At 66.2% G+C, this 23,068-nt stretch carries 21 protein-coding genes and 1 riboswitch; of the genes, 15 read left to right on the forward strand and 6 right to left on the reverse strand.

Annotated features, from left to right (window positions below):
* The first annotated feature begins 9 nt into the window (after positions 1-9).
* The 11 genes from BLU29_RS02210 (at position 10) to BLU29_RS02260 (ending at position 10,629) form a co-directional block, all read left to right on the forward strand.
* Positions 10-945, forward strand: coding sequence for a ring-cleaving dioxygenase (locus BLU29_RS02210; protein ID WP_091054946.1), 936 nt, complete (start codon positions 10-12; stop codon positions 943-945).
* Between the two features lies 1 nt (position 946).
* Complete coding sequence (locus tag BLU29_RS02215; protein ID WP_091054947.1) at positions 947-1,561, forward strand: alpha/beta hydrolase; 615 nt, start codon at positions 947-949, stop codon at positions 1,559-1,561.
* A gap of 181 nt (positions 1,562-1,742) precedes the next feature.
* The gene (locus BLU29_RS02220) at positions 1,743-3,767 is read left to right on the forward strand and encodes an alpha-ketoacid dehydrogenase subunit alpha/beta (protein ID WP_091054948.1); all 2,025 of its coding nucleotides are present in this window, start codon (positions 1,743-1,745) and stop codon (positions 3,765-3,767) included.
* A 48-nt stretch (positions 3,768-3,815) separates the two neighbouring features.
* Positions 3,816-4,325 (forward strand): HAD-IIIA family hydrolase, encoded by a 510-nt coding sequence (locus tag BLU29_RS02225; RefSeq protein WP_091054949.1) that lies wholly within the window; start codon positions 3,816-3,818, stop codon positions 4,323-4,325.
* A gap of 7 nt (positions 4,326-4,332) precedes the next feature.
* Entirely contained in the window at positions 4,333-4,773 is a 441-nt protein-coding gene (locus BLU29_RS02230; RefSeq protein ID WP_091054950.1) for a hypothetical protein, read from the forward strand.
* The gene (locus tag BLU29_RS02235; RefSeq protein WP_091054951.1) at positions 4,770-5,318 is read left to right on the forward strand and encodes an LptA/OstA family protein; all 549 of its coding nucleotides are present in this window, start codon (positions 4,770-4,772) and stop codon (positions 5,316-5,318) included. Before BLU29_RS02230 ends, BLU29_RS02235 begins: the two co-directional genes overlap by 4 nt.
* Before the next feature lie 2 nt (positions 5,319-5,320).
* A complete protein-coding gene (lptB, locus tag BLU29_RS02240) occupies positions 5,321-6,055 on the forward strand; it encodes an LPS export ABC transporter ATP-binding protein (protein WP_091054952.1) in 735 nt (244 codons plus the stop codon).
* Between the two features lie 95 nt (positions 6,056-6,150).
* Entirely contained in the window at positions 6,151-7,188 is a 1,038-nt protein-coding gene (gene hprK / locus BLU29_RS02245) for an HPr(Ser) kinase/phosphatase (protein WP_091054953.1), read from the forward strand.
* Between the two features lie 77 nt (positions 7,189-7,265).
* On the forward strand, positions 7,266-8,000 hold the full coding sequence (gene rph / locus BLU29_RS02250; protein WP_091054954.1) for a ribonuclease PH: 735 nt from the start codon (positions 7,266-7,268) through the stop codon (positions 7,998-8,000).
* Positions 8,001-8,005: 5 nt separating this feature from the next.
* Positions 8,006-8,740 (forward strand): hypothetical protein, encoded by a 735-nt coding sequence (locus tag BLU29_RS02255; protein WP_157693562.1) that lies wholly within the window; start codon positions 8,006-8,008, stop codon positions 8,738-8,740.
* A gap of 92 nt (positions 8,741-8,832) precedes the next feature.
* Complete coding sequence (locus BLU29_RS02260) at positions 8,833-10,629, forward strand: DUF885 domain-containing protein (RefSeq protein ID WP_091054956.1); 1,797 nt, start codon at positions 8,833-8,835, stop codon at positions 10,627-10,629.
* Positions 10,630-10,731: 102 nt separating this feature from the next.
* On the opposite strand, the gene BLU29_RS02265 is transcribed toward BLU29_RS02260, so the two are convergent.
* Positions 10,732-11,220: a phage regulatory CII family protein gene (locus BLU29_RS02265; RefSeq protein WP_091054957.1), complete on the reverse strand. Its 489-nt coding sequence runs from the start codon at positions 11,218-11,220 to the stop codon at positions 10,732-10,734.
* 152 nt (positions 11,221-11,372) lie between these two features.
* Here BLU29_RS02265 and sucC point away from each other — a divergent pair, with 152 nt between their 5' ends.
* The 3 genes from sucC to BLU29_RS02280 all read left to right on the forward strand — a co-directional run bounded on the left by sucC (position 11,373) and on the right by BLU29_RS02280 (position 14,309).
* Positions 11,373-12,554, forward strand: coding sequence for an ADP-forming succinate--CoA ligase subunit beta (gene sucC / locus BLU29_RS02270; protein ID WP_091054958.1), 1,182 nt, complete (start codon positions 11,373-11,375; stop codon positions 12,552-12,554).
* A gap of 18 nt (positions 12,555-12,572) precedes the next feature.
* Entirely contained in the window at positions 12,573-13,496 is a 924-nt protein-coding gene (sucD, locus tag BLU29_RS02275) for a succinate--CoA ligase subunit alpha (RefSeq protein ID WP_091054959.1), read from the forward strand.
* Between the two features lie 93 nt (positions 13,497-13,589).
* Positions 13,590-14,309 carry a DUF4440 domain-containing protein gene (locus BLU29_RS02280; RefSeq protein WP_091054960.1) on the forward strand — a complete coding sequence of 240 codons (720 nt, stop codon included), beginning with the start codon at positions 13,590-13,592 and terminating at the stop codon, positions 14,307-14,309.
* Between the two features lie 453 nt (positions 14,310-14,762).
* Here BLU29_RS02280 and BLU29_RS02285 read toward each other — a convergent pair whose 3' ends face one another.
* Positions 14,763-15,062, reverse strand: coding sequence for an XRE family transcriptional regulator (locus BLU29_RS02285; RefSeq protein ID WP_091054961.1), 300 nt, complete (start codon positions 15,060-15,062; stop codon positions 14,763-14,765).
* Positions 15,063-15,241: 179 nt separating this feature from the next.
* Positions 15,242-15,375, forward strand: a riboswitch (SAM-I-IV-variant riboswitch).
* A gap of 103 nt (positions 15,376-15,478) precedes the next feature.
* On the opposite strand from BLU29_RS02285, the gene BLU29_RS02290 reads away from it, so the two are divergent.
* Positions 15,479-15,739 (forward strand): hypothetical protein, encoded by a 261-nt coding sequence (locus BLU29_RS02290; RefSeq protein ID WP_091054962.1) that lies wholly within the window; start codon positions 15,479-15,481, stop codon positions 15,737-15,739.
* Between the two features lie 169 nt (positions 15,740-15,908).
* Here the strand turns inward: BLU29_RS02290 and BLU29_RS02295 are convergent, their stop codons facing one another.
* The 4 genes from BLU29_RS02295 to BLU29_RS02310 form a co-directional block, all read right to left on the reverse strand.
* Positions 15,909-19,976 carry a LysM peptidoglycan-binding domain-containing protein gene (locus BLU29_RS02295; protein ID WP_091054963.1) on the reverse strand — a complete coding sequence of 1,356 codons (4,068 nt, stop codon included), beginning with the start codon at positions 19,974-19,976 and terminating at the stop codon, positions 15,909-15,911.
* A 72-nt stretch (positions 19,977-20,048) separates the two neighbouring features.
* Entirely contained in the window at positions 20,049-21,464 is a 1,416-nt protein-coding gene (locus tag BLU29_RS02300; RefSeq protein WP_091054964.1) for a hypothetical protein, read from the reverse strand.
* Between the two features lie 115 nt (positions 21,465-21,579).
* A protein-coding gene (gene prfB, locus BLU29_RS02305; protein WP_172830190.1) for a peptide chain release factor 2 occupies positions 21,580-22,723 on the reverse strand; the annotation gives its coding sequence in 2 pieces (ribosomal slippage) (positions 21,580-22,650 and positions 22,652-22,723; 1,143 coding nt in all).
* Between the two features lie 60 nt (positions 22,724-22,783).
* Positions 22,784-23,059, reverse strand: a complete 276-nt coding sequence (locus BLU29_RS02310; protein WP_091054966.1) for a TM2 domain-containing protein — start codon at positions 23,057-23,059, stop codon at positions 22,784-22,786.
* Positions 23,060-23,068 lie beyond the last annotated feature (9 nt).

The following is a 23,068-nucleotide window of genomic DNA, read 5'->3' on the forward strand; positions in this document are numbered from 1 at the left end:
TCAAAGCTTATGAACGCACAAGTTACCGGACTCCATCACATCACCGCCATCGCGTCTGACCCGCGTCAGAATCTCGATTTCTACACCCGCGCCCTCGGGCTGCGCTTCGTGAAGAAGTCCGTGAACCAAGACGACCCGGGCACCTACCATCTCTACTACGGAGACTACGCCGCCTCGCCCGGCACCATCCTGACCTTCTTCCCTTGGGCCGGGCTGCGCCGCGGTCGTCCGGGCACCGGTCAGGCCTACGCCACGGCTTTCTCCGTGCCGGCCGGCTCCCTGCCCTTCTGGCAGGAACGCTTCGAGAAGCTCGGCGTGAAATATCAAGCCGTCGAAAAGCGTTTCGCCGACGAAGTGCTGCCGCTCACTGATCCCGACGGCCTGCGCCTTGAACTGGTCGCCACCAGCGAAGCGGACGCGCGCCCCGCGACTCCCGCGAAGGATGTCCCCGCCGAGTTCGCCATCCGCGGTTTCCACGGCTCGACGCTGGCACTCGCTGACGCCGCCGCCACCGAACAAGTGCTCACCGGCAGCATGGGCTACAAGCTCGCCGGCCAATCGGGACATCGCGCCCGCTACTCCGCCGGCCGCGGCGGCCCCGGCACCTATGTGGACCTGCTAACGGATCCCGCCCTGCCCCGCGGTCTGAACGGCGCCGGCACGATTCACCACGTCGCGTTCCGTGTGCCGGATTCCGCCACCGAGGTCGCAGCGCGCGACATCCTGCTCAAGGACGGGCTGCATGTCAGCCCGGTCATCGATCGCGCCTACTTCAAGTCCATCTACTATCGTGAGCCGGCCGGCGTGCTCTTCGAGATCGCCACCGACGGCCCGGGCTTCGCCATCGACGAACCGCTCGACCAGCTCGGCACGACCCTTGGCCTGCCCCCGCACCTTGAACCGCATCGCGCCGAGATCGAGGCCGCGCTGCCCAAACTCAACTAACATGTCCTCCCTCTCCTATCTTCACCGTTTCGAAGCCGGCACGGATCCGTCCGCACCGCCGCTGCTCCTGCTCCACGGCACGGGCGGCGACGAAAACGACCTCATCCCGCTCGGACAGAAAATCTCCCCGGGCTCGGCCCTGTTGAGCCCGCGCGGCGACGTGAGCGAACACGGCGCCCGGCGCTTTTTCGCGCGGCTGGCTGAGGGCGTCTTCGACCCCGCCGAAATCACGCGGCGCACCCATGCGCTCGCCGACTTCATCGCCGCGGCGGCGAAACACTACCGCCTGGACCTGACCACGCTCACCGCCGTCGGCTTCTCCAACGGCGCGAACATCGCCGCCACGCTCCTGCTGTTGCGCCCGGAAACGCTCGGCGCCGCCGTGCTCCTGCGGCCGATGGTCGTGCTCGAACCAAAGCTGCTGCCCGGCCTGGGCGGCAAGCGCGTGTTCATCTCGTCCGGCACCGTCGATCCCATCGTGCCCGCCGACCATCCGGGCCGCCTGGCCCAGCTGCTCCGCCGCGCCGGCGCCGACGTCACCTTGCAGACCCCCGCCGCCAGCCATGGGTTGGTGCCGGCGGATTTCTCCGGGGCGCGCGATTTCCTTATTCGTTGAAGGTGGAACGCGGCCTCCGGACGCGTTTTTCCCATGCGCATATCCTGAAACGCGTCCGGAGGCCGCGTTCCACCCGATACAGTTAGCCCGCTAGTCCAAAGGCATCAATCGCCGCGGTGGCCGGCCGCGGCCGAACTTTTTTCCTCGAAGCCGCCGCCGCCGGCCGGCAACTTGCGGAGGAATGACTTTCCCCTCCACCCCGGGTCGGTTCACCCGCCGGGACATCCGGATTGCCGACTTGGGCCAGCCCGACAGCCTGTTGCACACCTACGCGTGGATGCAACTCGCCCGCATGGCCGACAACCGCATCCTCGACCTCTTCCGGCAGGGCCTGATCAAGGGCACCGTCACGGGCGGCCAGGGCAACGAGGCGCTGATCGTCCCGCTCGCGCTGCTGGCCGACAAGGCCGTCGACGTGGTGTCCTTCTCGCATCGCGGCCTGGGCGGCCACCTCGTCTGGAGCGGCCACCTCGGCGACCACCTCTGCCAGTATTTCGCCAACAGCGGCAGCCCGACCAAGGCCCGCGAGGGCAACATCCACCACGGTGACCCCGCCGCCCGCAGCCTGCCGATGATCTCGCATCTCGGCATCATGCTCTCGAACGTCATCGGCGGCACCGACTCGCAGCGCCGCCTCGGCCGGCCGGCGGTCGGTTTCGCGTTCTTCGGCGACGGCTCGTCCAGCACCGGTGACATCCACGAGTCGCTGAACCTCGCGGCCGTGCTCTCCGTGCCGGTGGTCTTCGTCATCGAGAACAACCAATACGCCTACTCGACCCCCACCAGCGAACAGTTCGTCTCGGCCAACCTCTTCGAGCGCGCCAGAGGCTACGGAATGGAAGGCTTTGCGATGGATTGCAGCGACCCGGCGCACGTGCTGCAGACGCTTGGCGCCGCCATCGAGCGCGCCCGCTCGACCGGCCGCCCGCTCCTCATCGAAGCGCACACGTTCCGGCTCCGCGGCCACGCCGCCTACGACACCTGCGACTACATGAAGCCCGGCGAGGCCGAGGCGATCCTGGCGCAGGACCCGCTGCCGAAATTCCGCGCGAAACTCGCCGCCGCCGGCCACGGGACCCAACTCGATGCGATCGATGCCGAGGTCGCCGCCTTCACCGAGGCCACCATCAAAGCCTCGCTGGTCCTCCCCCCGGCCAGCCCGGACGGCATGCTGGAAGAGGTCTTCGCCCCGCCCGCCGCACCGATCGCATGGCAGGCGACGCCTGCGTTGCCACAAAACGTCACGCTGGCGCAGGCCCTTACCCTCGGCCTGCGCAAAATCCTTACCGAGTGTCCCGAATCACTCGTGTTGGGTCAGGACATCGGCGCCTACGGCGGCGCGTTCAAGGTCACCGAGGGCCTCGTCGAGGACTTCGGCCGGCCGCGGGTCCTCAGCACGCCGCTCTGTGAATCCGCCAGCACCGGCTACGCGCTGGGCCTCGCCACCAACGCGCACCGCCCGATCGAAGAGTTCCAGTTCGCCGACTTCTCCACCGACGCCACGACGCAGATCGTGCTCAACGCCGCGACCTACCACTTCCGCGCCGGGCAGAAATGTCCCGTGGTCTTCCGCTTTCCCTGCGGCGGCGGCCTCACCTTCGGCTCGTTCCACTCGCAGGAGCTCGAGTCGGCCTTTCTCTCCTTCCCCGGCCTCAAGGCCCTCTACCCGTCCAACCCGCAGGACGCCTTCAACGCCCTGCTCGCCGCCTACGAGGACGACAACCCGGTCATTCTTTTTGAGCACAAGGGGCTCTACCGCCGCGGCAAGCATCCCGTGAAGTGGGACCCGGATTATCGCTCGATCTGGGTGCCGGCCAAGCTCCGCTCCGGCGACCACGCCACCATCGTCACCTACGGCGAGATGGTCCTGCTGGCGGGCGAGGCCTGCGACTACCTCGCCGGCGAATACGAGAAGACCTTCGACCTCTTCGATCTCCGCGCCCTCGCCCCGTTGAAGCTCGACGCCATCAAGGCCTCGCTGGCCCGCACCGGCCGGCTCGTGGTCATCCACGAGGGCCGCCGCACCCATGGTTTCGGCGCCGAGCTGGTCGCCCGCCTGACCGAGGAACATTTCGGGTCGCTCAAGGCCGCGCCGCTACGCATCGCCGCGCTCGACCTGCCCGTGCCCTTCGCGCCCGAGCTCGAGGCCGTTTACCGCCCCAGCAAGGACAAGATCGTCGACGCCATCGCGGCCTGGCTCGGCTAGCTTCACTCTTGTCATTCGGCGTCCGGCGGGGAATCTCGACTGCGCGCCATGCCCCGTCGTCTGACCAAAATCCCCCAAGCCCGCTGGGCCGCCCTCCGGCTGTTCGCCATGGACGTGGACGGCGTGCTGACGGACGGCACCGTGGCCATCGCCAGCGACGGCACGGAAACCAAGCATTTCTCGATCCTCGACGGCATGGGCATCGTGCGGCTGCACAAGGCCGGCGTGGCCGTCGCCTGGATCTCCGGCCGCGCCTCGGGCGCCACCACCGTCCGCGCCGCCGAGCTGCGCGTGCCGCACGTCATCCAAGGCCGCACGGACAAGCTCATGGCCCTGCAGGAACTGGCCAGCCAGCTCCGGCTCTCGCCCGCTCAGGTCTGCTACATGGGGGACGACGACATCGACGCCCCGGCCATTGCCTGGGCCGGCCTCGGCGTCGCGCCCGCCGGCTCCATGCCGGCCGCGCTCAAGGCGGCCGATTACGTCCCCGCCCGGCCGGCCGGCCGCGGGGCCGTGCGCGAAGTGTGTGAACATATCCTCGCTCACCGCGGTCAGTAGGCCCCCCGTGTCGACCCTCGCCAAACTGTTTCTCGCCTGCCTGCTGCCCGCCGCGGCGGCGCTCGCTGCGGACACCCAGATTTCAACCGACAAGCCGGTCATCAACTTCCGCCTGCCCGCCTTCACGGCCGAAGGCTATCGCGCGTGGCTGGTGCGCGGCTCGGAGGCGCGTTATGCCAGCGAAAACCAGATCGACATCAAGGAACTCACCCTGTCCGTCTTCTCCGGCCGGGCCGACGAGAAGGTCGAGACGCTGATCCTCAGCCCCGTCGCCGTGGTGCATCCCACCGAGGCCGTCGCCACCGGTCCGAGCAGCATCCGCGTCATCAACGACCAGTTCGAGGCCAGCGGCACCAACTGGCGCTATGCCCAGAAGGAGAAAAAAGTTTCCATCGCCAAAAACGTCCGCGTAACCTTCCACGCCGAATTCAAGGATATCCTGAAATGAAACTGCTCCGCCTCTCCCTCGCCTGCGCCGCCGCCGGCCTCCTGCCCGGGCCGGCCCGGGCCCAGAGCGCGGACCTGCAAACCACCGTCATCGAAAGCACCGGCCCCGGCGAGATGGTCAGCACCGACACCGAGACGAAGATCACCTTTCGCGACAACGTGCGGGTCACCGGCACGAACATGAAGCTGACCTGCGACTACCTGGAGGTCGTGGTCATCCGCACCGGCGACAAGTCCGCCACCCTCGGCAAGCTCGACAAGTTTCGCTCCATGCTCGCCACCGGCAACGTCCACATGATCCAGGGCGACCGCGAGGCGGCCTGCGGCCGCGCCGAGGTGCTGCCCGAGCAGGAAAAGGTCGTCCTCTCGGAAACCCCGGTGGTCGTCGATCGCGACCAGAACACCCGCATCGCCGGCGAGAAGATCACCATGCTCCGCGGCCAGCGCAAGGTGGAGGTCGAGAAGCCCGTTCTCACCGCCCCGCCCCTCAAGGATCTCGGCGTCGACAAGACGCCCGCCCCGGTCGAGGCGCCGAAAAAACCCTGAGCATGGAGAGCCAACCCGCCGCCATCCGCACCGAGGGCCTGGTCAAGGTCTACGGCCAACGCTCCGTCGTGAACGGAGTCAACGTCCACGTGCAGGCCGGCGAGATCGTCGGCCTCCTCGGCCCCAATGGCGCCGGCAAGACCACGACCTTCTACATGATCGTCGGCCTCGTGCCCGCCACGTCCGGCCGCGTCTTCATCAACGGCCAGGACGCCACCGACTTGCGCATGCACCGCCGCGCGCGGCTCGGCGTCGGCTACCTGCCCCAGGAGGCGTCCGTGTTCCGCAAGCTCACGGTCGAGGAGAACGTCCTCGCCATCGTCGAGACCCTGCCGCTGAAGTCGGCGGAGCGCCCCGCCCTCGTCAAGCACCACCTGGACGAACTCAGCCTCGGCCACCTGGCCAAGCAGAAGGCCTACACGCTCTCCGGCGGCGAGCGCCGCCGTCTCGAGATCGCGCGCGCGCTCGTCACCCGCCCCAAGTTCCTGCTGATGGACGAACCCTTCGCCGGCGTCGACCCCATCTCCGTCGCCGAGGTGCAAAAGATCATCCTCCAGCTGAAGACGCGTGGCATCGGCGTGCTGATCACCGACCACAACGTCCGCGAAACCCTGCGCATCGTCGACCGCGGCTACATCATCCACAAGGGCAAGGTCATGACCGAGGGCTCCGGCGACTTCCTGATCAACAACGCCCAGGCCCGCGAACTCTACCTCGGCCAGGATTTTAATATGTGAGGAAAGCCGTAGGCACTAAGCGGTAAGCTTTAAGCTTCCGCCAGCGGGGTCTCCGCTTATAGCTTACCGCTTAGAGCTTATCGCTTTCTCCCGCCATGCCCACCAAAGCCATCCACGGCATCACCGTCGCACACTTCTACGAGACCTACCGGGACAAGCTCGAACTGGAGCTCGTGACCGGCGAGGCCGGCCTGCACCGCCTCATCAAGGAGGGCTCGATCAACCGCCCGTCGCTCGCACTGACCGGTTTCTTCAAGTATTTCGCGAACAAGCGCATCCAGGTCTTCGGCGCCGCCGAAATGACCTACCTCAAGACCCTGACCCAGCGCCAGCAGATCGAGATCTTCGGCGAGATGGTGAAGCGCGGCATCCCGGCCATCGTGCTCACGCGCAACTACGTCGCCACCCACCCGCTGCTCGCCGTCTCGCAGGAGATGAACCTGCCCATCTTCCGCACGCCGATGATCACGATGAATTTCGTGAACGCCGCCACGCTGTGCATTGACAACGAGTTCGCCCCCTCCAGCACCGAGCACGCCACCACCCTCGACATCAAGGGCATCGGCGTGATGATCCGCGGCGACAGCGGCATCGGCAAATCCGAGTGCGCCCTCGCCCTCATCGAGCGCGGTCACTCGCTGGTGGCCGACGACCTCACCGTCATCAAGCTGCTCGACGAGCGCGAACTCTCCGCCAGCTCCCGTCCCCTCAACCGCGGCTACATGGAGTGCCGCGGCATCGGCATCATCAACATCGCCGACATGTTCGGCGTGAAGAGCATCCGGCTCGAGAAGCGCGTCGATCTCGTCGTCTCGCTGCGCAACTGGTCGCCGGAAGTCGTCGAGGAGCGCACCGGGCTCGAGGAAAACTATTACGACATCCTCGGCGTCAAGGTGCCGCACATCGAATTCTACGTCCGACCCGGCCGCGACATCGCGCGCCTCGTCGAGGTCGCCGCGCTGGTGCAGGCGCTCAAGAACATGGGCCACGATCCGGCCAAGACCTTCAACGACCGCCTGATCGCCCACATGGCCGAGCAGAAGGCGCCCAAGGCCATCAGCCACAAGGTCGCTTCGCATCCGCCCTTCCACGTGACGGCCAAGGACGACGAGGTGGACGAGGATACCGCCTGATTTTCATGCCCGCCCGTATCGACGGTTTTCCCGGCGGTCGTCGCGACCGATCGCTAACCATTTAACCTAGCTTGCCTGTGCCTCGCTCTGACAACAGATCTGCCGACCAACTCCGCCCCCTCATCATCGAGGCCAACGTCGCGCCCTACGCCTCCGGCTCCGTGCTGCTGGGCTTCGGCGCCACCCGCGTCATCTGCGCCGCCACCATCGAGGCCAAGGTGCCCTCGTGGATGAAGCAACAGGGGGTCAAGGGCGGCTGGCTCACCGCCGAATACTCGATGCTCCCTTACAGCACGCTCGACCGGAAGCCGCGCGACATCACCAAGGGCAAGATCGACGGCCGCACCGTCGAGATCCAGCGCCTCATCGGCCGCTCGCTCCGCGCCGTGCTCGACCTCGAGAAGCTCGGCGAGCACACGCTGTGGATCGACTGCGACGTGCTGCAGGCCGACGGCGGCACGCGCACCGCCTCCATCACCGGCGCCTACCTCGCCGCCCGGCTCGCCATCCAGAAGCTGCTCGACGCGAAAAAAATCACCGAGAACCCGCTTACCGATTCCGTTGCCGCCGTCAGCGTCGGCCTCTTCCAGGGCGAGGCCCTGCTCGACCTGAACTACGTCGAGGACAAGGACGCCGAGGTGGACGCCAACGTCGTCATGACCGGCCGCGGCCAGTTCGTCGAGGTGCAGAGCAGCGGCGAGGAATCCACCTTCTCCCACGCCCAGCTCCAGCAACTCCTCGGCCTGTCCCAAAAGGGCCTGGTGGAACTCGCCGCCGCGCAAGCGGCCTTCCTCGCGAAGCACCTGCTCTAGGTCCCTTGCCGATGACCGTTGCAACGGAACTGCCGCCAGTGATCGAGGCGCCGGTGCGGCCGGCAGCGGCAAACCGGGTCGCCCTGGGCCTGGTGTTTTTGGGTTTCCTGCAACTGGCCGAAGGCGTGTTCAGCCTCGTTCTCAGCTTTAAGGCCGGCGGGCAAATCAACCTGCTCGCTCCTTTCGGCTTTCTGTGGTTTTGGGCTACCGCCCTGATTGTCTGGAAGGACAAGCGTATCATCTGGCCCCTGCTGACGTATTTCTCCACCCTTAGCGCCGGCTGCTTGGTTGGGGCGGCCATTGGCCTCGGGCTTGGTCTGCCGGGGAAGCTTCTCGCGACCCTGCCAAGAGCCGAGCCGTTCTTATTTTGGTTTTATGCCGGCTATGGCGCGGTGGCCGTGATTTTCTTTCTCTGGCTGGCGTTCGAGGGCGAAGCCATCCACACGCTCTGGCCCGGTTCTTTCCGCCGGCCGCAGAGCCTGTGGCTGCAGCCGAAAGCCTTCGCCGCCTATCTGCTCGTGCCGACCGCCCTGTTTACCTTGGGCATACTCGCCCTGTTGCAAGGCGGCTGGACGCGGGAGGCCGTGGAACGCGCGCGACGCGACTACGGCTCCACCTACGATTACATCACCATCAACTATCACGTGGCCACGATCAACGGCCACACCACCCATCGCGCAGTCGTAGTGGCTTACTCTCGGTCGGAAATAAGGGAATTACCGCTGAACTGGGAGGACTGACCATTCAACTTCCCGAAGAGCCGGTTCGACGCGAAAGCATTGCCGCCCGGCCCCCCGCTCCATTTAAGTCTGCCCCCGAACATCCCTCCCCTATGAACCGCTACATCCCCGCCATCCTCCGCTCCGCCGGGCTCCTGCTCGGCGCCGCGTTCCTGACCGCTCCGGCCTTGGCCGGCACGGCCGACACCCCCGCCTGGATCGAGAAGAGCAACGCCAACGCCAAGGTGGTGCTCGACGCGACCAACCACTTCTCGCCCGAGGCGGCCTCGTCGACCGGCATCCCCGGCTTTGACGACAAGGTCGCCGACCTCGGGCCCGGCATCAACGAGCGCACCGACGACGCCATCATCAGCGCCCGCGAGGAGCTCAAGAAGCGCATGATGACGGAGACCGACGCGCTCGTGCGGCAGGACCTCGAGATCCTCATCCAGTCATGCGCCGACACGCTCGAGACCAACCGCCTTCAGAAAAAACACCTCGCCCGCTTCATCGACGTCGGCCAACTGATCTTCTTCGGGGAGTTCGGCCTGCTGCAGGACCAGGTCGACGCCGCGCGCCGGCCGGCCGCGCTCGCCCGCCTCAAGCTCTACACCGGCCTCATGCCCGGCAGCACGCCGATCACGCAGCTCGCCAGGGATCGCTACAACGAGGCGGCCGCCGATCCGGCCCACCTCGGCTCGTTCAAGGATCGCATCCAGCAGTCCATCTCCAACACCGCCCGCTATGTCACCGGCATCCGCGGCCTCTACGCCAAATACGGCCTCGACAAGCTCGAGGGCGCCCCGGCCGCGCTCGACGCCCTCGAGAAGCAGCTCAAGGACTACAACGAATGGGCCACGGCCACCGTGTTGCCGCGCGCGCGCACCGACTTCCGCCTGCCCGCCGAGCTCTACGCCGACAACCTGAAGAACGTCGGCCTCGACATCCCGCCGCAGGAGCTGATGCAGAAGGCCTTCGTGGCCTTCGGCGAGATCCGCAACGCCATGCAGGCCCTCGCCCCGCTCGTCGCCAAGGAACACGGCTTCGCAGACAGCGACTACCGCGCCGTCCTACGAAGCCTGAAGAAGGACCAGCTCCCCAAAGACCAGGTCGAGCCCTACTACCATGAGATCATCGGCCGGATCGAGGACCTCATCCGCCGGGAGCATATTGTCACCTTGCCTGAGCGCGCCATGATCATGCGCCTCGCCTCCGAGGCCGAGAACGCCGCCCAGCCCGCCCCGCACATGCAGCCTCCCCCGCTCATCAACAACAAGGGCGAGCGCGGCCAGTTCGTGCTCACCACCGGCAACCCGCCGATGGCCGGAGGCAAGACCGACGGCTATGACGATTTCACCTTCAAGGCCGCCGCGTGGACCCTCACCGCCCACGAGGGCCGGCCGGGCCACGAGTTGCAGTTTTCCGCCATGGTCGAGCGTGGCGTGTCGCAGGCCCGCAGCCTCTTTGCGTTCAACAGCGTCAACGTCGAGGGCTGGGCGCTCTACTCCGAAGCCGAGATGCAGCCCTACGAACCGATCGACGCCCAGCTCATCACTCTGCAGCTCCGCCTCCAGCGCGCAGCCCGGGCTTTTCTGGATCCAATGCTCAACCTCGGGCTCATCAGCAGGGAACGGGCGCACGACATCCTCATCCAGGAGGTGGGCCTTTCCGAGGCCTTCGCTCGCTCGGAGCTGGACCGCTATACCTTCCGCTCACCCGGCCAGGCCACCGCCTACTTCTACGGCTACCTCAAGTTGATGGAGCTCCGCACCGCCACCGAGGTCGCCCTTGGGCCGAAATTCAACCGCCAGGCCTTCAACGACTACATCATCGGCCAGGGCCTGCTGCCCCCGCAGCTGCTCGCCAAGGCGGTCCGCGAGGATTTCATCCCCGTGCAGTTGAAGAAGTGATCGCTTGGTAGGGCGAGTCGTCCCCGACGAGCCGCGGCTCACCCGGCCGGTCCGCCATAGCTTTGGCCGCGGCGGAAGGACTCGCCCTGCCTCAACTTCACCTCACGCACCGGGCTTGGCGGGCTTGCCCGCCTCGCCCTTGAGGGAAGCGAAGTGACCGTCCTCCGCTTCGCGCACGAAACCCTCGGTCACCGACTTCAGATCCTCCCACCGGCGGCGGATCATTTTCGCCTCCTCCTTGGTGATCTGGTTGTCGGCCGCCGCGACGGCGATGACGCCGAGCATGTCGGCGAACTCCTGCACGATGCTGTTGGTCGAGGGGATGAGCTGGAAGGGATGCGGCCGGGCCTTGGGATTGCGGATGAAGAAGCCGCCGGAACGCTCGCACACCCACTGGGCAATGCGCTCGTCGTTGGTGATGCGCAGCAGCTGCTCGATGCGGTCGAGCGGGTTGTTGGCGCCGCTGCCGGTCTCGTCCGAGAGCGGCTCGGCCCACTTGTAGATGAGGGAAAGGGACAGACCCATGTCGGCCGCGATCTGCTTGGCGCTGGTCTTCTTCAGCACCTCCTTGAGCAATTCGTGCGAATGCATATCGGCCGGCGATGCTGCGGCCCGGCGGCCATAAGGCAACCCCCGAGACGGCATAAGCGGCGGGCAAAGCGGCGAATATGTCGCGCCCCCGCCGCTTTTTTCATGTCTTTCGGCCGGGCTTTCTGGCAAATCTCGGGTCCCCTCTTCCCCGCATGAACATCCACGAATACCAGGCCAAGGCTTTGTTTGAAAAATTCGGCGTGCCCGTTCCCAAGGGCGCCGTCGCCACCACGCCGGAAGAGTTCATCAACGCGCTGGCGCAGCTGCCCGAGGGGCCCACGATGGTGAAGTCCCAGATTCACGCCGGCGGCCGCGGCAAGGGCACGTTCACCGACGGCTACAAGGGCGGCGTCAAGTTCTGCCAGACCAAGGCCGACGCCAAGGAAGTCGCCGCCCGGATGCTCGGCAACACCCTCGTCACCGTCCAGACCGGCCCTGCCGGCCGCAAGGTGCAGACGATCTACTTCACCGTCGCGAGCGACATCAAAAAGGAATACTATCTCGCCATCCTCCTCGACCGGAACAGCTCGAAGCCGGTCATCGTCGCCTCGACCGAGGGCGGGGTGGAAATCGAGAAGGTCGCCCACGACACGCCCGAGAAGCTCATCCGCGTCCTCGTCGATCCCGCCTACGGTCTCGCCGACTTCCAGGTGCGCGAACTCATCACCAAGCTCGGCTTCGCCGGCGCCGAGGCGAAGAACGCCGCCAGGCTCATCCGCAACCTCTACACCGCGTTCTGGGAGACCGACGCGGCCATGATCGAGGTCAACCCCCTCATCACCACGCCGACCGGCGACGTCCTCGCCCTCGACGCCAAGGTGTCCTTCGACTCCAACGCGCTCTACCGCCACCCGGAGATCGTCGCCCTCCGCGACCTCAACGAGGAGGACCCGAAGGAGATCGAAGCCTCCAAGTTCTCGCTCAGCTACATCGCGCTCGACGGCAACATCGCCTGCCTCGTCAACGGCGCCGGCCTCGCCATGAGCACGATGGACATCATCCAGCACTTCGGCGGCACCCCGGCCAACTTCCTCGACGTCGGCGGCGGCGCCTCCAAGGACCAGGTCATCGCCGCCTTCAAGATCATCCTCGGCGACAAGAACGTGAAGGGCATCCTCGTCAACATCTTCGGCGGCATCATGGACTGCAACGTCATCGCCACCGGCATCGTCGAGGCCGTGAAGGAAGTCGGCCTCAAGCTCCCGCTTGTCGTCCGCCTCGAGGGCAACAACGTCGCCGCCGGCAAGGCCACGCTCAACGCCTCCGGCCTCAAACTCGTCTCTGGCGATACCATGGCCGACGCCGCACAGAAGATCGTCAAGCTCGTCGCCTAACCTTTCGCTCCGACTCCCATGTCCATTCTCATCACCCCCACCACGAAGATCATCGTCCAGGGCATCACCGGCGACTTCGGCGGCCGTCACGCGAAGCTCTCCCTCGACTACGGCACGCAGGTCGTCGCCGGCGTCACCCCGGGCAAGGGCGGCCAGTTCTTCGAGCACGGCGCGCACAAGGTGCCGATCTTCAACTCCGTGGCCGACGCCGCCAAGGCCACCGGCGCCACGGTCTCCGTCATCTTCGTCCCACCGCCGTTCGCCGGCGACGCCATCCTCGAGTGCGTCGACGCCGGCCTCGACCTCGCGGTCGCCATCACCGAGGGCATCCCGGTCAAGGACATGATCCGCGTGAAGCGCGCCATGCTGGGCAGCAAGACCCGCCTGCTCGGGCCCAACTGCCCCGGCATCGTCACGCCCGGCACCGGCAAGGACTCGCACGGCGGCTGCCGCATCGGCATCGCCCCGGGTTACATTCACAAGAAGGGCCATGTCGGCGTCGTTTCCCGCTCCGGCACCCTCACCTACGAGGCGGTCTTCCAGCTCACATCGAAGAACATCGGCCAGACCACCTGCGTCGGCATCGGCGGCGACCCCGTCAACGGCACGAGCCACCTCGACGTCATCAAGCTTTTCAACGCCGACCCCGAGACGCACGGCATCATCCTGATCGGTGAGATCGGCGGCAACGCCGAGGTCGAGGCCGCCCGCTGGATCAAGGCCAACTGCCAGAAGCCCGTCGCGGGCTTCATTGCCGGCGCCACCGCCCCCGCGGGCCGCCGCATGGGCCACGCCGGCGCCATCGTCGGCGGGGCCGAGGACACCGCCGCCGCCAAGATCGCCGTCTTCAAGGAATGCGGCATCGAGGTCGCCGCGACCCCGAGCGACATGGCCGATGCCCTCCTCCGCGCCGCGAAGGCCAAGGGCGTGACGCTGACCTGAGCTGGCGCAACTGGGAGCACATTCGTCGTAACCCGAGGGCCGGCTGTCGCAGGGTGGTTGCGAGCCCGGACCGGTGTGTTTTATTCACGCTCCATGAAAGCCAAGCTGACTGTCGCCGTCTTCGCGTTGCTCCTGTCCGGCCGGTTGCCCGCCCAGGAAACCATCACCGAGGCGGAACTGGTCCGACGCACCCAGGAACTCTTTGATGCGGTGGCGCCCGGCGACCAAGGTCCGTGGAAAAAATACTTCGCCGACGACTGCCTGTATTTTGACGAGAAGGGACGCAACATGGACAAGGCCGCCCTGGTCGCCGACATCGCGCCGCTGCCGGCGGGCTATAGCGGCACGATCAAGATCGCCAAGGTGCAGAGCCGCATCGCCGGCGACACCGCCATCCTCAGCTACGATACGGCGGAAACGGAAATCGTGTTCGGCCAGCAGCTCACGGCCCGGTATCACGCCACCGACACCTGGCGCCGCCGCAACGGGACTTGGCAGATTCTGGCGGGACAGGTGTTGCGCTATTACGAGGACCCGCCCGCTGGCCGGGCCGACCCGGCGCGATTCCCCGACTTCGCCGGCAGCTACGAACTGGTTCCGGGCAAAACCCTGCGCGTCTTGGCCGAGGGCGAAAACCTCTACCTGGAACGCGACGGCAAGCGCACCTTGTTGCTGCCCGAGGCCGGGGACATTTTCTTCCGATCCAAGGTGGAAGGCCGCTGCGTTTTCCGCCGGACCGCGGACGGCAAGGTCGACGCCTTCATCAGCCGACGGAACAACGAAGACATCGTCTGGCGCAAAACCGGGACCTGAAAAGACTCCGGCACCGATGCCGGTATCCGCACCGACCAACCGGCTTAGCACTACTCCGTTAGGTTCCGACACACCCCGTCGCTCCGCGCCACCCCTCTCCAGAGGGGATTATCGCCGGCGTTGATTTGGGTCCCCTCTGGAGAGGGGTGCCCGGCAGGGCGGGGTGTGTCGCTCGGGGCACCATATACCTAACGGAGTAGTGTTAGGGTGTGTCTTCAAACCACCGAAAAGAACCACTAATGAGATTTCACCAAGGGTGAAATCCACGGAAACCGCTCCGGCTGATCGCCTGCGCGGTGGGTTTCGGGGGCCCGCTAATCGCGGGCAGAGAGGGCGGCGATCAGCCGCCCCCTGAACCTGGCGGCGGAGGCGATTAGCCGGAGCGGTGAAAGTAGATTCCGCCGTTGGCGGAATCCTTTTAGTGGTCCCCCTTCCGAGCTTTGAAAACACTCACTAGCGCGGCGTGACGATCTCCAGCTTGATCCGACAGCCGAGCTTGGCCGCGGTCCGCGCCAGCGTCGTAAGCGTCAGCGAGGTGTTGAGCGGATCAAGCACGCGGTTCACTGCGGCCCGGCTCGTGCCGAGCGACTTCGCCAGCTCGGAAACCGTCAGGTCCAGCCGTTCCATGCGCTGCGCCAGCGCCGCCGCAATCACGTGTTTCATGGCGTTGGCCTCCACGTCACCGTAGACGCCTTCCTCGCGCAGATACTCGGTCGATTTCGTCTCAAAGCGCTTCAGTTTGTCGTCCTTCATGCCCCGGCTGTATCTATCTTGATTCGTTTCGACACGCCAAAAATCTCCGGGCAAAGATTTTTTTAATCCGGACACTTCCGTAAAGGCGCCAAGTCCAGCGGCTTGGCCGGCTCAACCTGACAACTTTAGTCCGCAACCGAAAATTTTTCTGGCCTACCGCGCCGGAGTTTGCACGCTGCGCATTGCATCAGGAAAGGATCGGCTGGAAACAGCCGGTTCTGCCAACCGGGTCTAGGAGTGATCACGGTGGTTTCGAGCGACGCAAGTCGCCCGGATGTGAGAGGGGTCAAACCCTCTAACAAAAAACTCCTCCTAAAAAAGCGAAAAAGCCGCCTGATGCCCTCAGGCGGCTTTTCGTTTTCCAGGAAAAACCCTGATGCGCGAACGATTAACTAACCATCAACCGCTCACGCATCATGTCCACCAACCTCATCACCCTCGCCTCGCTGCGCATCAGCGAGGCGAACCCGAACCACCACCTCTGGAACAACAACGGAACGTGGTTCCTGCATTACACGGTCTACCCGACTCCCTTCACCAAGGAGCGCATCCGCCGCTCCCTCGGCACGAAGGACGTCAAGCTGGCCCGGGAACGTCGCGACAACTTCTTCAGCCACCTGGCGAAGCAGTCCACCGCCCCCGCCCCGGTCCTGACCGGCCAGGTCGCCGTCGCCTGAGTTTAAGCCATAGAAAGCAACAAGGGCCCGCTTCACCGCGGGCCCTTTTCTTTGGTGGAACCCGACCTCCGGGCGGGTTTTCAGGATGCGCTCCCAAACAACCCGTCCGGAGGCCGGGTTCCACCTTTATAGCGCCACTGAAAACGCGCTGGTGCCAGCGCGTTCCACCTCACGGGATTCGCAGCTGCATCCCCACCCGCAGCGTGCTCGAGGCCTGCAGGACGTCGCGGTTGGCATTGTAGATCTCCTGCCAGCGGTTCGGGGTGCCGTAGTAGCGCATGCTGATGCGCGAAAGTGAATCGCCCTCGACCACAATGTGGATCCGCGCTTCCGCGGTGGCGGCGGTCGTGACCACCGGACGAACCGGCGTGCCACCGCCGGCGATCGCCGCGGCCGGGGTGCCGAGCCGGGCGGCGGACGCGATCTGGTCCAACGTGCCCTGCGCCTGCGTCAAACGCGCCACGAGGGCGTTGTTCTCGTTGCGCAGCTGGGTGATGACCGCCATGCGGTCGCGTTCCTGGGCTACGTTGCCCTCGACCAGTTGGGAGTTGGCCCCGCGGGCACTCTGCAGGTCGCGCTGCAGCTGGCCCAGCTGGGCGGTCAGGGCCGCGATGTTCTGCTGGGCGCTGCGGTCGGCGTCGGCCTTGAGCTGTTCGAGGCTGCCCGTCGTCTGCGTGAGCCGGCTGTTGTCGGCTTTCGCGGCGGCCAGTTGACGGCGCAGGTCGTTGCGCTCGGTCTCCAGCTTGCCGTTGGCCTCGGTCAATTCCGCGACGGCCGCGTTGTGCGATTCCGAGGCCTTCTCGGCCTCGGTCGCGCGGCCCTGCAAGGCCGCCAGATCGGCCTGGGTCTTGTCCGCCGCCTGCTTGCTGGCGAGGGCCTGGGAAGTAGCGTCGGCGTTTTCCTTCTGCAGGGTGTCGACATCCTGCTGGGCCTTGATCAATTGCGCCCCGACGGCCTCGAGCCGTTCCTGCAGCGCCGCCTTCTCGTCGGACAGTCCGGGCAAAACGGTGACGGCCTTGCGCGCGTCCGCCAGTTGCTGCTGCAGCGTGGCGCGCTCCCCGACCAGGCCCTGGTTGTCGTTGGCGAGTTTTTCGTTCTGGCGTTTCAGGTCTTCGCCAATCGCGGCCAGATCGCGCAGCCGCTCCTGCAGGTGGTCAAACTCGCCCTTGTCGACGGTGGGCATCTCCGCCTGCTTGGCGCTCATCAGGGCGCGGTTGGCCTCGCTGAGGGACTTGTTGGTCTCGCGCGTGCGCGAGAGCTGCGTGGCCAGGGTCGAAACCTCCTTGGCGGAATTGTTGCGCTCGTCCTCGATCTGCCCCTCCAGTTCCTTCACCCGCGCCTGGAGCGTGCCGATCTCCATCTTGTAGGCGTCGGGCTGCGCCGCGGTGACGGCCTGCGACTGGGCGGCCAGGGCCGCCGCGGTGCTCTTGCGGGCATTGTCCAAATCCTTCTCGAGCCGGTCGTTCGCGCCCGTGAGCTCCGCCACCGTGGCGTTGAGCTTCTCGACGGTCGCATTGGCGTCGGCCAGCTCGGCCGCCTGCTTCCGGGTGTCGTCGCCGCCGCGGGTGCGGACGGTCGTGGCGTCGGCCAGCTGCTTCTCGAGCTCGGTCACGCGGGCCTGGGCGGCGTTGAGGTCGCGCCGGTTGCCGTTCATGAACGCCGTGGCCTGCTCGGCGTCCTTGGCCAGCTGGTCGTTCTTGGCCCGCAGGTCGTTCAGTTCGCCCGCCGCCTTGGCCAGCCGGGTGTTTTCCGCCCGCACCGCGACCACGGCGGCGGCGTCCGCGCGCAGCTTGGTCAACTCATCGCGCAAAGTCCCGGTATCCGCCGAGCCCTGCCTGGCCGCGGCCAGATCCTTCTCCAGGCGGTCGTTGGCCCCGGTCAATTCCGCGACGGTGGCGCTGCTCTTGTCGAGCGCCTCGTTGGCCTCGACCAGCTGCTTCTTCAAGTCGGCGATCTCCGTGGGGCTGGCGGCGGGCTTCTGCCCGGCGGCCTTGATCAACCGGTTGTTTTCCTCGCGCAACGTGGCCAGGGCCGCGCCGTTCTTCTCCAGCAGCTGGTTGGAAGCAATCAGCTGGCCCTTCAAATCCTCAAGCTCCGCGGTGTTGGCGGCGGGTTTCCTGGCCTCGCGCAGGTCGCGCTCCAAGGCGGCCACGCGGCTCTGCGCCTGAATGAAACTCCGGTGCTCATCGGCCACCTTGTCGGCGAGCGCCTGCTTGTCCGTGGTGAGTTTTTCCGCCTGCTGCTGCGCGCCGGCCAGCTGTTTCCCGAGATCATCCAGGGCCGCGGTGTCGGGCTTGGCCGGGGTGCGGACAGCGAGCTTCTGCTCGGCGGCGGCCGCCCGCGCGGCCAGCGTGCGGTTTTCCGCCACGGAGTCGTCGAGCTGCTTCTGCACCTGGGCGAGCTTCGTCTTCAGCTCCGCCATGCCGGAGTTGGCGCCATCGGCCAGCGCCGACTTCTCGTTGACGGTCTGCTCGAGCGAGCGGCTCCATTTCTCCAGGTCGGCCTTCTCGGCCTGCAAGGCAGCGACCTGCTGCTGCAGTTGGTCCGTGACGGGACTGCTCGCCGCCGGTTGGGGCTGTTTTTCCAATTCGGCTACATGGGCTGACAGGCGGCTGGTCTCCGTCTGGGCGCGCAAGGCCTCCTGGGTGGCCTGCTCCAGTTTGGCCGTCAGCTGGGCAATCTGCCCGTCGGATTTGTCATCCGCCGCCGGCTTGGCGGCTTGGTTGCGGAGGGCCCGCAGCTGGCTGTTGACCGAGAGCAGTTCGCGGGTGGAGCGTTTCACCTCGTCGTTCAGGCGCGCGTTGTCGCGCTGCAGGTTGGCAAGGATGTTGGCGTTGTCCCCGCTTACCACAGGTGCCCCTTCCTTGGGGGCGCTGGCCGCGAGGGCGGCCTTCTCCTGTTGCAACCGGGCGTTGCCTTCCGTCAATTGCTGGTTGGCCGCCTGCAGCTGCGCGAGCGAACCCGTCGCTTGCTCCAGCCTGGCGGTCAAATCCTTGACTTGTTTCTCAGTGGCGGCGCCATCCGCCACGGACGCGACAGCCGGTGCGCTTTTCGCCCGGCTCAGATCCTGCTGGGCGTCCTTCACCTGCGTCTTGAGCAGGGCGGCCTCGCGCTCCGCGGTTTCCTTGTCGGCGGTGAGCGACTGCACCTGCGCCGCCAAGCGCGCGCTTTGCGCCCGCAGCTGCTCGATCAGACCGGAGCTGTCGCCGCCGCCGGCGATCTGCTGCTCCAGCCGTGCCTTTTCCAGTTCGAGCCGCTGGTTGGCCTCGGCGAATTGCGCGTTGGCCTCCTTGGCCTGCTCCAACGCCGTGGTCAGCTCCTCGACGCGCGCCGGGGCGGCGGCTTCGGCCGGCGGCACCGTCGGACGGACCGGGACGGCCGCCACCGTCGTCGCGGGCGCCTTGCCGGACTTGCGGTCCGCCAGCAATTGCTTCGCGGCCGCGAGCTGCTCGGCCGAAAATCCCCGGGCCAGCAAGTCACGCGGCGTGGGATTGGCCCCGTTTTCCACCGCGAGGCTGAGCCAGACCCAGGCCTGCAGCGGATCCTTGGTCAAGCCGCCTTTCCCGTCAGCCAGCATACGACCGTAACTGCTCTGCGCCCCGGGAAGTCCCTGCTCCGCCGCTGCGCGGTAAAACGCCGCGGCCGCCGCCTCGTTCTTCGCCACGCCGCGGCCATCCTCCAAGAGCAGGCCCAGGTTGTGCTGCGCCCGGGGATAACCCCGGTCCGCCGCCTGCTTGTAATAGCGCGCGGCCTGCGCCTCGTCCTTCTTCAGACCCCGGCCGGCCTCGTAGGCGAGCCCGAGGTTGAACTGCGCCTCGACGATGCCTTTCTCCGCCGCCTGCTTGAACCAGAGGTTGGCCTCGAAGAGGTCCTGCCCGATGCCCCGGCCGGCGGCATACATGTTGCCGACGTTGAACTGCGCGGCGGCGAATCCCTGCTCGGCAGACATCAGGTAATACTTGAAAGCCTGCTGGTCGTCCGCCGGCACGCCGTGCCCCAGCTCGTAAGCGAGACCGAGATTGTACTGGGCGGGCGCGAAACTCTTGTCGGCCGCCGCCCGAAACCACTTCAAGGCCTCGGCGTAATCCGGCTTCAGGCCGGCGCGGCCTTCCGTGTAGGCGCGGCCCAGCGTGTTCTGCGCCTCGACATCGGCCTGCTCGGCGCGGGCCCGCAGTTTTTCAAGCTCGGGGCCCGTCTGCGCCGGGGCGGAGAGCCAGCCGAAACCGGCCAAAAGCATGGCCGCGGCGAGAGCCCTTCCCTTCTGCGCAGATACTTGGAAGCGGGTTGGCGGGACCGGATAAGGCACGCGCTACGTTAAGGAGAAAACCCTACACGGGAGCAAGGCTGCATCGACCATCCCGTGGATGATTTTTTTGTCCGGCGGACAGAAGGTCGCCAGGGCGCCGGACAGGCGGGCCTGGCCCTCCACCACGAAATAATAGGGGCAGAGCCGCAACCGGCCGTCCTTCGCCACGGCGGGCCCGCCCGCCCCGCTCTTTTCATACAGCGGGTGTGACACGCGCTTCGGCTTCCGGTATTCCTGCAGCAAATGAAGGTTGGTCGGCGCCAGCTTGAGCGCCTGCTCGACACCCTGTTGCCACTCCTCACGCGAGCAATCGCTGCCAAGAATGACGCTCCGCGCGCCCCAGGCCGTCTCATGGAAGCCGGAAATCTTGATGATCAGGTCGCGTTCTTTCTGCGAAGCCCCGGCCAGATCCCGCCAGTCGTTGAGCATGCGACCGCCGATGCGCGGGCCGTCGAGCACGGCGCCGGGGGGCAGCGGCGCCGGGTCCATGACCCACGACTGCGGAATGAGCGAGCGCAGCAGCTTTAGGCTCCGGCCGCTGAGCGTCTCGGCCCAGAATTCCGCCAGCAAGTGGTGGTGGAACAGCGCGAGCGCCAGCTTCTCCTCTTGAAAGGGCCGCATGGGCGGCGCAATGGCGACCGTCCCGTTGGCCCAGGCTTCGAGGATTTCGCGGCCGACCTTGACGTTGGCCCAGTCGAAGAGCTCAAAGAAGCGGTAGAGGATGTCGATTTTATCCGGCGTGCCTTCGACGTCGAAAAACAGCTCGCTGCCGAGCGGGAACACGTCCTCCGGCCGCAGGCAGAACACCCGGCGGCCGGCGCGCTGCAGCTGCTCCGCAAGCCAGAGCATCTCCGGGCGGTAGGTCGCCGCCTCGTCGCTCACCAGGATGGCGATGAGCGGGTTGCGCACAGCCGGGCGCAGGCCGGCGAGCGACTGGTAGAAATTCTCCACCATTGCGCCGCCGTGGCCGAGCACCGCGGGATCGGTGTCGCCGCCGTAAAGCTTGTTGAGGAATCCGGTGAGGCCGATGCCGCCGGGCACCGAGTCGAGCTCGGTCAGCGCGAAGCCCTCGTCCGTCAGCAGCAGGTCGGGCCGCAGCACGGTGGGAAACATGCCGCGGTTCTTCGGGTCGCGCGCATGCGCGACGAGCCCCGCCGGCTTGCCGCGGTCCAGGTAGTCGGCCACCCACGGCGCCAGCAGCGGCTTGTTGCGGAGCAGGTTTTTGCCGGCGGCGGAGCGAAGGTAGAGGGTCTCCAGCGCCGCATGGAACTCGAGGCACGCCGCGCCGATCTGCTCCAGCTCCGCCACCTGCGCCGGCGTCAGCGGCCAGGCCGCCGGCGAGAGCTGCCACGTCTTGTCCTCGAACAGGGACTGCGTGGCGAAGGCCGTGCGGAGGGTTTCTTGGGAGAGATCGGGCATGGGATCAGAGGACGGAGGACGGAGGACGGAAAACGGAAGACGGAGGACGGAGGACGGAAGCCCGAAACGTCCGGAACACAATCTGTCCTCTGTTCTCTGTCATCTGTCCTCCGTGCTAGTCATCCATCTGGATGTCCTTGTTGCGGTGCCGCGGCGAGCCGGCGCGCAGCCAGCCGTAGATAAAGCGGTCGAGGTCGCCGTCGAGCACGGCCTGAGTATCACTGGTGCTGACGCCCGTGCGAAGATCCTTCACCATCTGGTAGGGTTGCAACACGTAGCTGCGGATCTGCGCCCCGAAGCCGATCTCACCCTTTTCGCCGTAAAACTTGTCCATCTCGGCGCGCTGTTCATCCTGGCGCCTCTCGTAGATGCGGGCCTTGAGCACCTGCATGGCGGAGGCCTTGTTCTTGATCTGGGAACGTTCGTTTTGGCACACGACCACGATGCCGGTGGGCGCGTGCGTTAGGCGCACGGCCGAGTCGGTCGTATTGACGCCCTGGCCGCCCTTGCCGGAGGAACGGTAGACGTCCACACGGATGTCCTCCTCCTTCAGCTCCACGTCGATGTCCTCGGTGATTTCCGCCACGACATCGACCGCGCAGAAGGAGGTGTGACGGCGCTTGTTCGAGTCAAACGGGCTGATGCGGACGAGGCGGTGGACGCCGCGCTCGGCCTTGGCGTAACCGTAGGCGTTCTCGCCCTTGATGAGGATGGTGGCCTTGGAGATGCCGGCGGTGTCGCCCGGCTGCACGTCCATCAGCTCGACCTCGAAGCCGCGGCGCTCGCACCAGCGGGAATACATGCGGAAGAGAATGTCGGCCCAGTCGTTGGATTCGGTGCCGCCGGCGCCGGCCTGGATGCTGAAGATGGCGTTGTTGCGGTCGAACTGGCCGGTGAGGAACGAGGCGATCTCGAGCTTGTCGAGCTCGTCCACCATGGCGGTGACGGAGGCGGTCAGCTCCTTGGCGTAGTCCTCCTGCTCGGCCGGGGTGGCCGACTCGATCAGCTCGACCATGACCGCGGCGTCGTCGAGCCGCTTGTTGAAGGCCACGAGGCCGCCGATGATCTTCTTCAGGCCGTTGAGCTTGCCGATGTGCTTCTGGGCCCTGTCCGGGTTGTTCCAGAACTCCGGGGCGCCCATCTCGGCCTCCATCGCCTCTATCTCCCGCTGCTTTTGTTCGACGTCAAAGAAACCTCCATAAGTAGCCGGCGCGCTTCTTTATGTTCTCTAAGTGGGAAAAGGTTTCGGGTGCGATCATGGACGGCCTCCACCCTTGGCAGCCCGGCCCGCGCCGCAAGCGGAAAGTCGCCGGGCCGACTCAGAACCAGCCCTTCTTTCCCGTCACATAGGTGGCGACGAACTCCGCGTCGCTTTTGGTCAGGTAGACAATGCCTTCGATCAGCCCGATGATGCCCATGACGCCGGCGCCCAGGCCCAGCGTGACCGTGCCGACGACCAGGGTCACCACCAGCATGATGATGCCCTCCTTGGTGTAACCGAGAATGAACTTATGGATGCCCAGCGCGCCCAGCAATATGCCGAGGACGCCGGCCGCGATTTTCTTGTCCGCCCCAGCCGGTGTGTTGTCGCTCATTGATGCGGT

Source organism: Opitutus sp. GAS368 (assembly GCF_900104925.1).
Taxonomy (GTDB): Bacteria; Verrucomicrobiota; Verrucomicrobiia; order Opitutales; family Opitutaceae; genus Lacunisphaera.

Bases quoted from the DNA above. Each gene is read 5' to 3' on its own strand.
- BLU29_RS02220 (WP_091054948.1), top strand. From the start codon at position 1,743: ATGACTTTCCCCTCCACCCCGGGTCGGTTCACCCGCCGGGACATCCGG.
- BLU29_RS02295 (WP_091054963.1), bottom strand. From the start codon at position 19,976: ATGCTTTTGGCCGGTTTCGGCTGGCTCTCCGCCCCGGCGCAGACGGGC.
- BLU29_RS02225 (WP_091054949.1), top strand. From the start codon at position 3,816: ATGCCCCGTCGTCTGACCAAAATCCCCCAAGCCCGCTGGGCCGCCCTC.
- BLU29_RS02235 (WP_091054951.1), top strand. From the start codon at position 4,770: ATGAAACTGCTCCGCCTCTCCCTCGCCTGCGCCGCCGCCGGCCTCCTG.
- BLU29_RS02280 (WP_091054960.1), top strand. From the start codon at position 13,590: ATGAAAGCCAAGCTGACTGTCGCCGTCTTCGCGTTGCTCCTGTCCGGC.
- BLU29_RS02265 (WP_091054957.1), bottom strand. From the start codon at position 11,220: ATGCATTCGCACGAATTGCTCAAGGAGGTGCTGAAGAAGACCAGCGCC.
- BLU29_RS02285 (WP_091054961.1), bottom strand. From the start codon at position 15,062: ATGAAGGACGACAAACTGAAGCGCTTTGAGACGAAATCGACCGAGTAT.
- sucC (WP_091054958.1), top strand. From the start codon at position 11,373: ATGAACATCCACGAATACCAGGCCAAGGCTTTGTTTGAAAAATTCGGC.
- lptB (WP_091054952.1), top strand. From the start codon at position 5,321: ATGGAGAGCCAACCCGCCGCCATCCGCACCGAGGGCCTGGTCAAGGTC.
- BLU29_RS02290 (WP_091054962.1), top strand. From the start codon at position 15,479: ATGTCCACCAACCTCATCACCCTCGCCTCGCTGCGCATCAGCGAGGCG.
- BLU29_RS02310 (WP_091054966.1), bottom strand. From the start codon at position 23,059: ATGAGCGACAACACACCGGCTGGGGCGGACAAGAAAATCGCGGCCGGC.
- hprK (WP_091054953.1), top strand. From the start codon at position 6,151: ATGCCCACCAAAGCCATCCACGGCATCACCGTCGCACACTTCTACGAG.
- BLU29_RS02210 (WP_091054946.1), top strand. From the start codon at position 10: ATGAACGCACAAGTTACCGGACTCCATCACATCACCGCCATCGCGTCT.
- sucD (WP_091054959.1), top strand. From the start codon at position 12,573: ATGTCCATTCTCATCACCCCCACCACGAAGATCATCGTCCAGGGCATC.
- BLU29_RS02260 (WP_091054956.1), top strand. From the start codon at position 8,833: ATGAACCGCTACATCCCCGCCATCCTCCGCTCCGCCGGGCTCCTGCTC.
- BLU29_RS02300 (WP_091054964.1), bottom strand. From the start codon at position 21,464: ATGCCCGATCTCTCCCAAGAAACCCTCCGCACGGCCTTCGCCACGCAG.
- BLU29_RS02215 (WP_091054947.1), top strand. From the start codon at position 947: ATGTCCTCCCTCTCCTATCTTCACCGTTTCGAAGCCGGCACGGATCCG.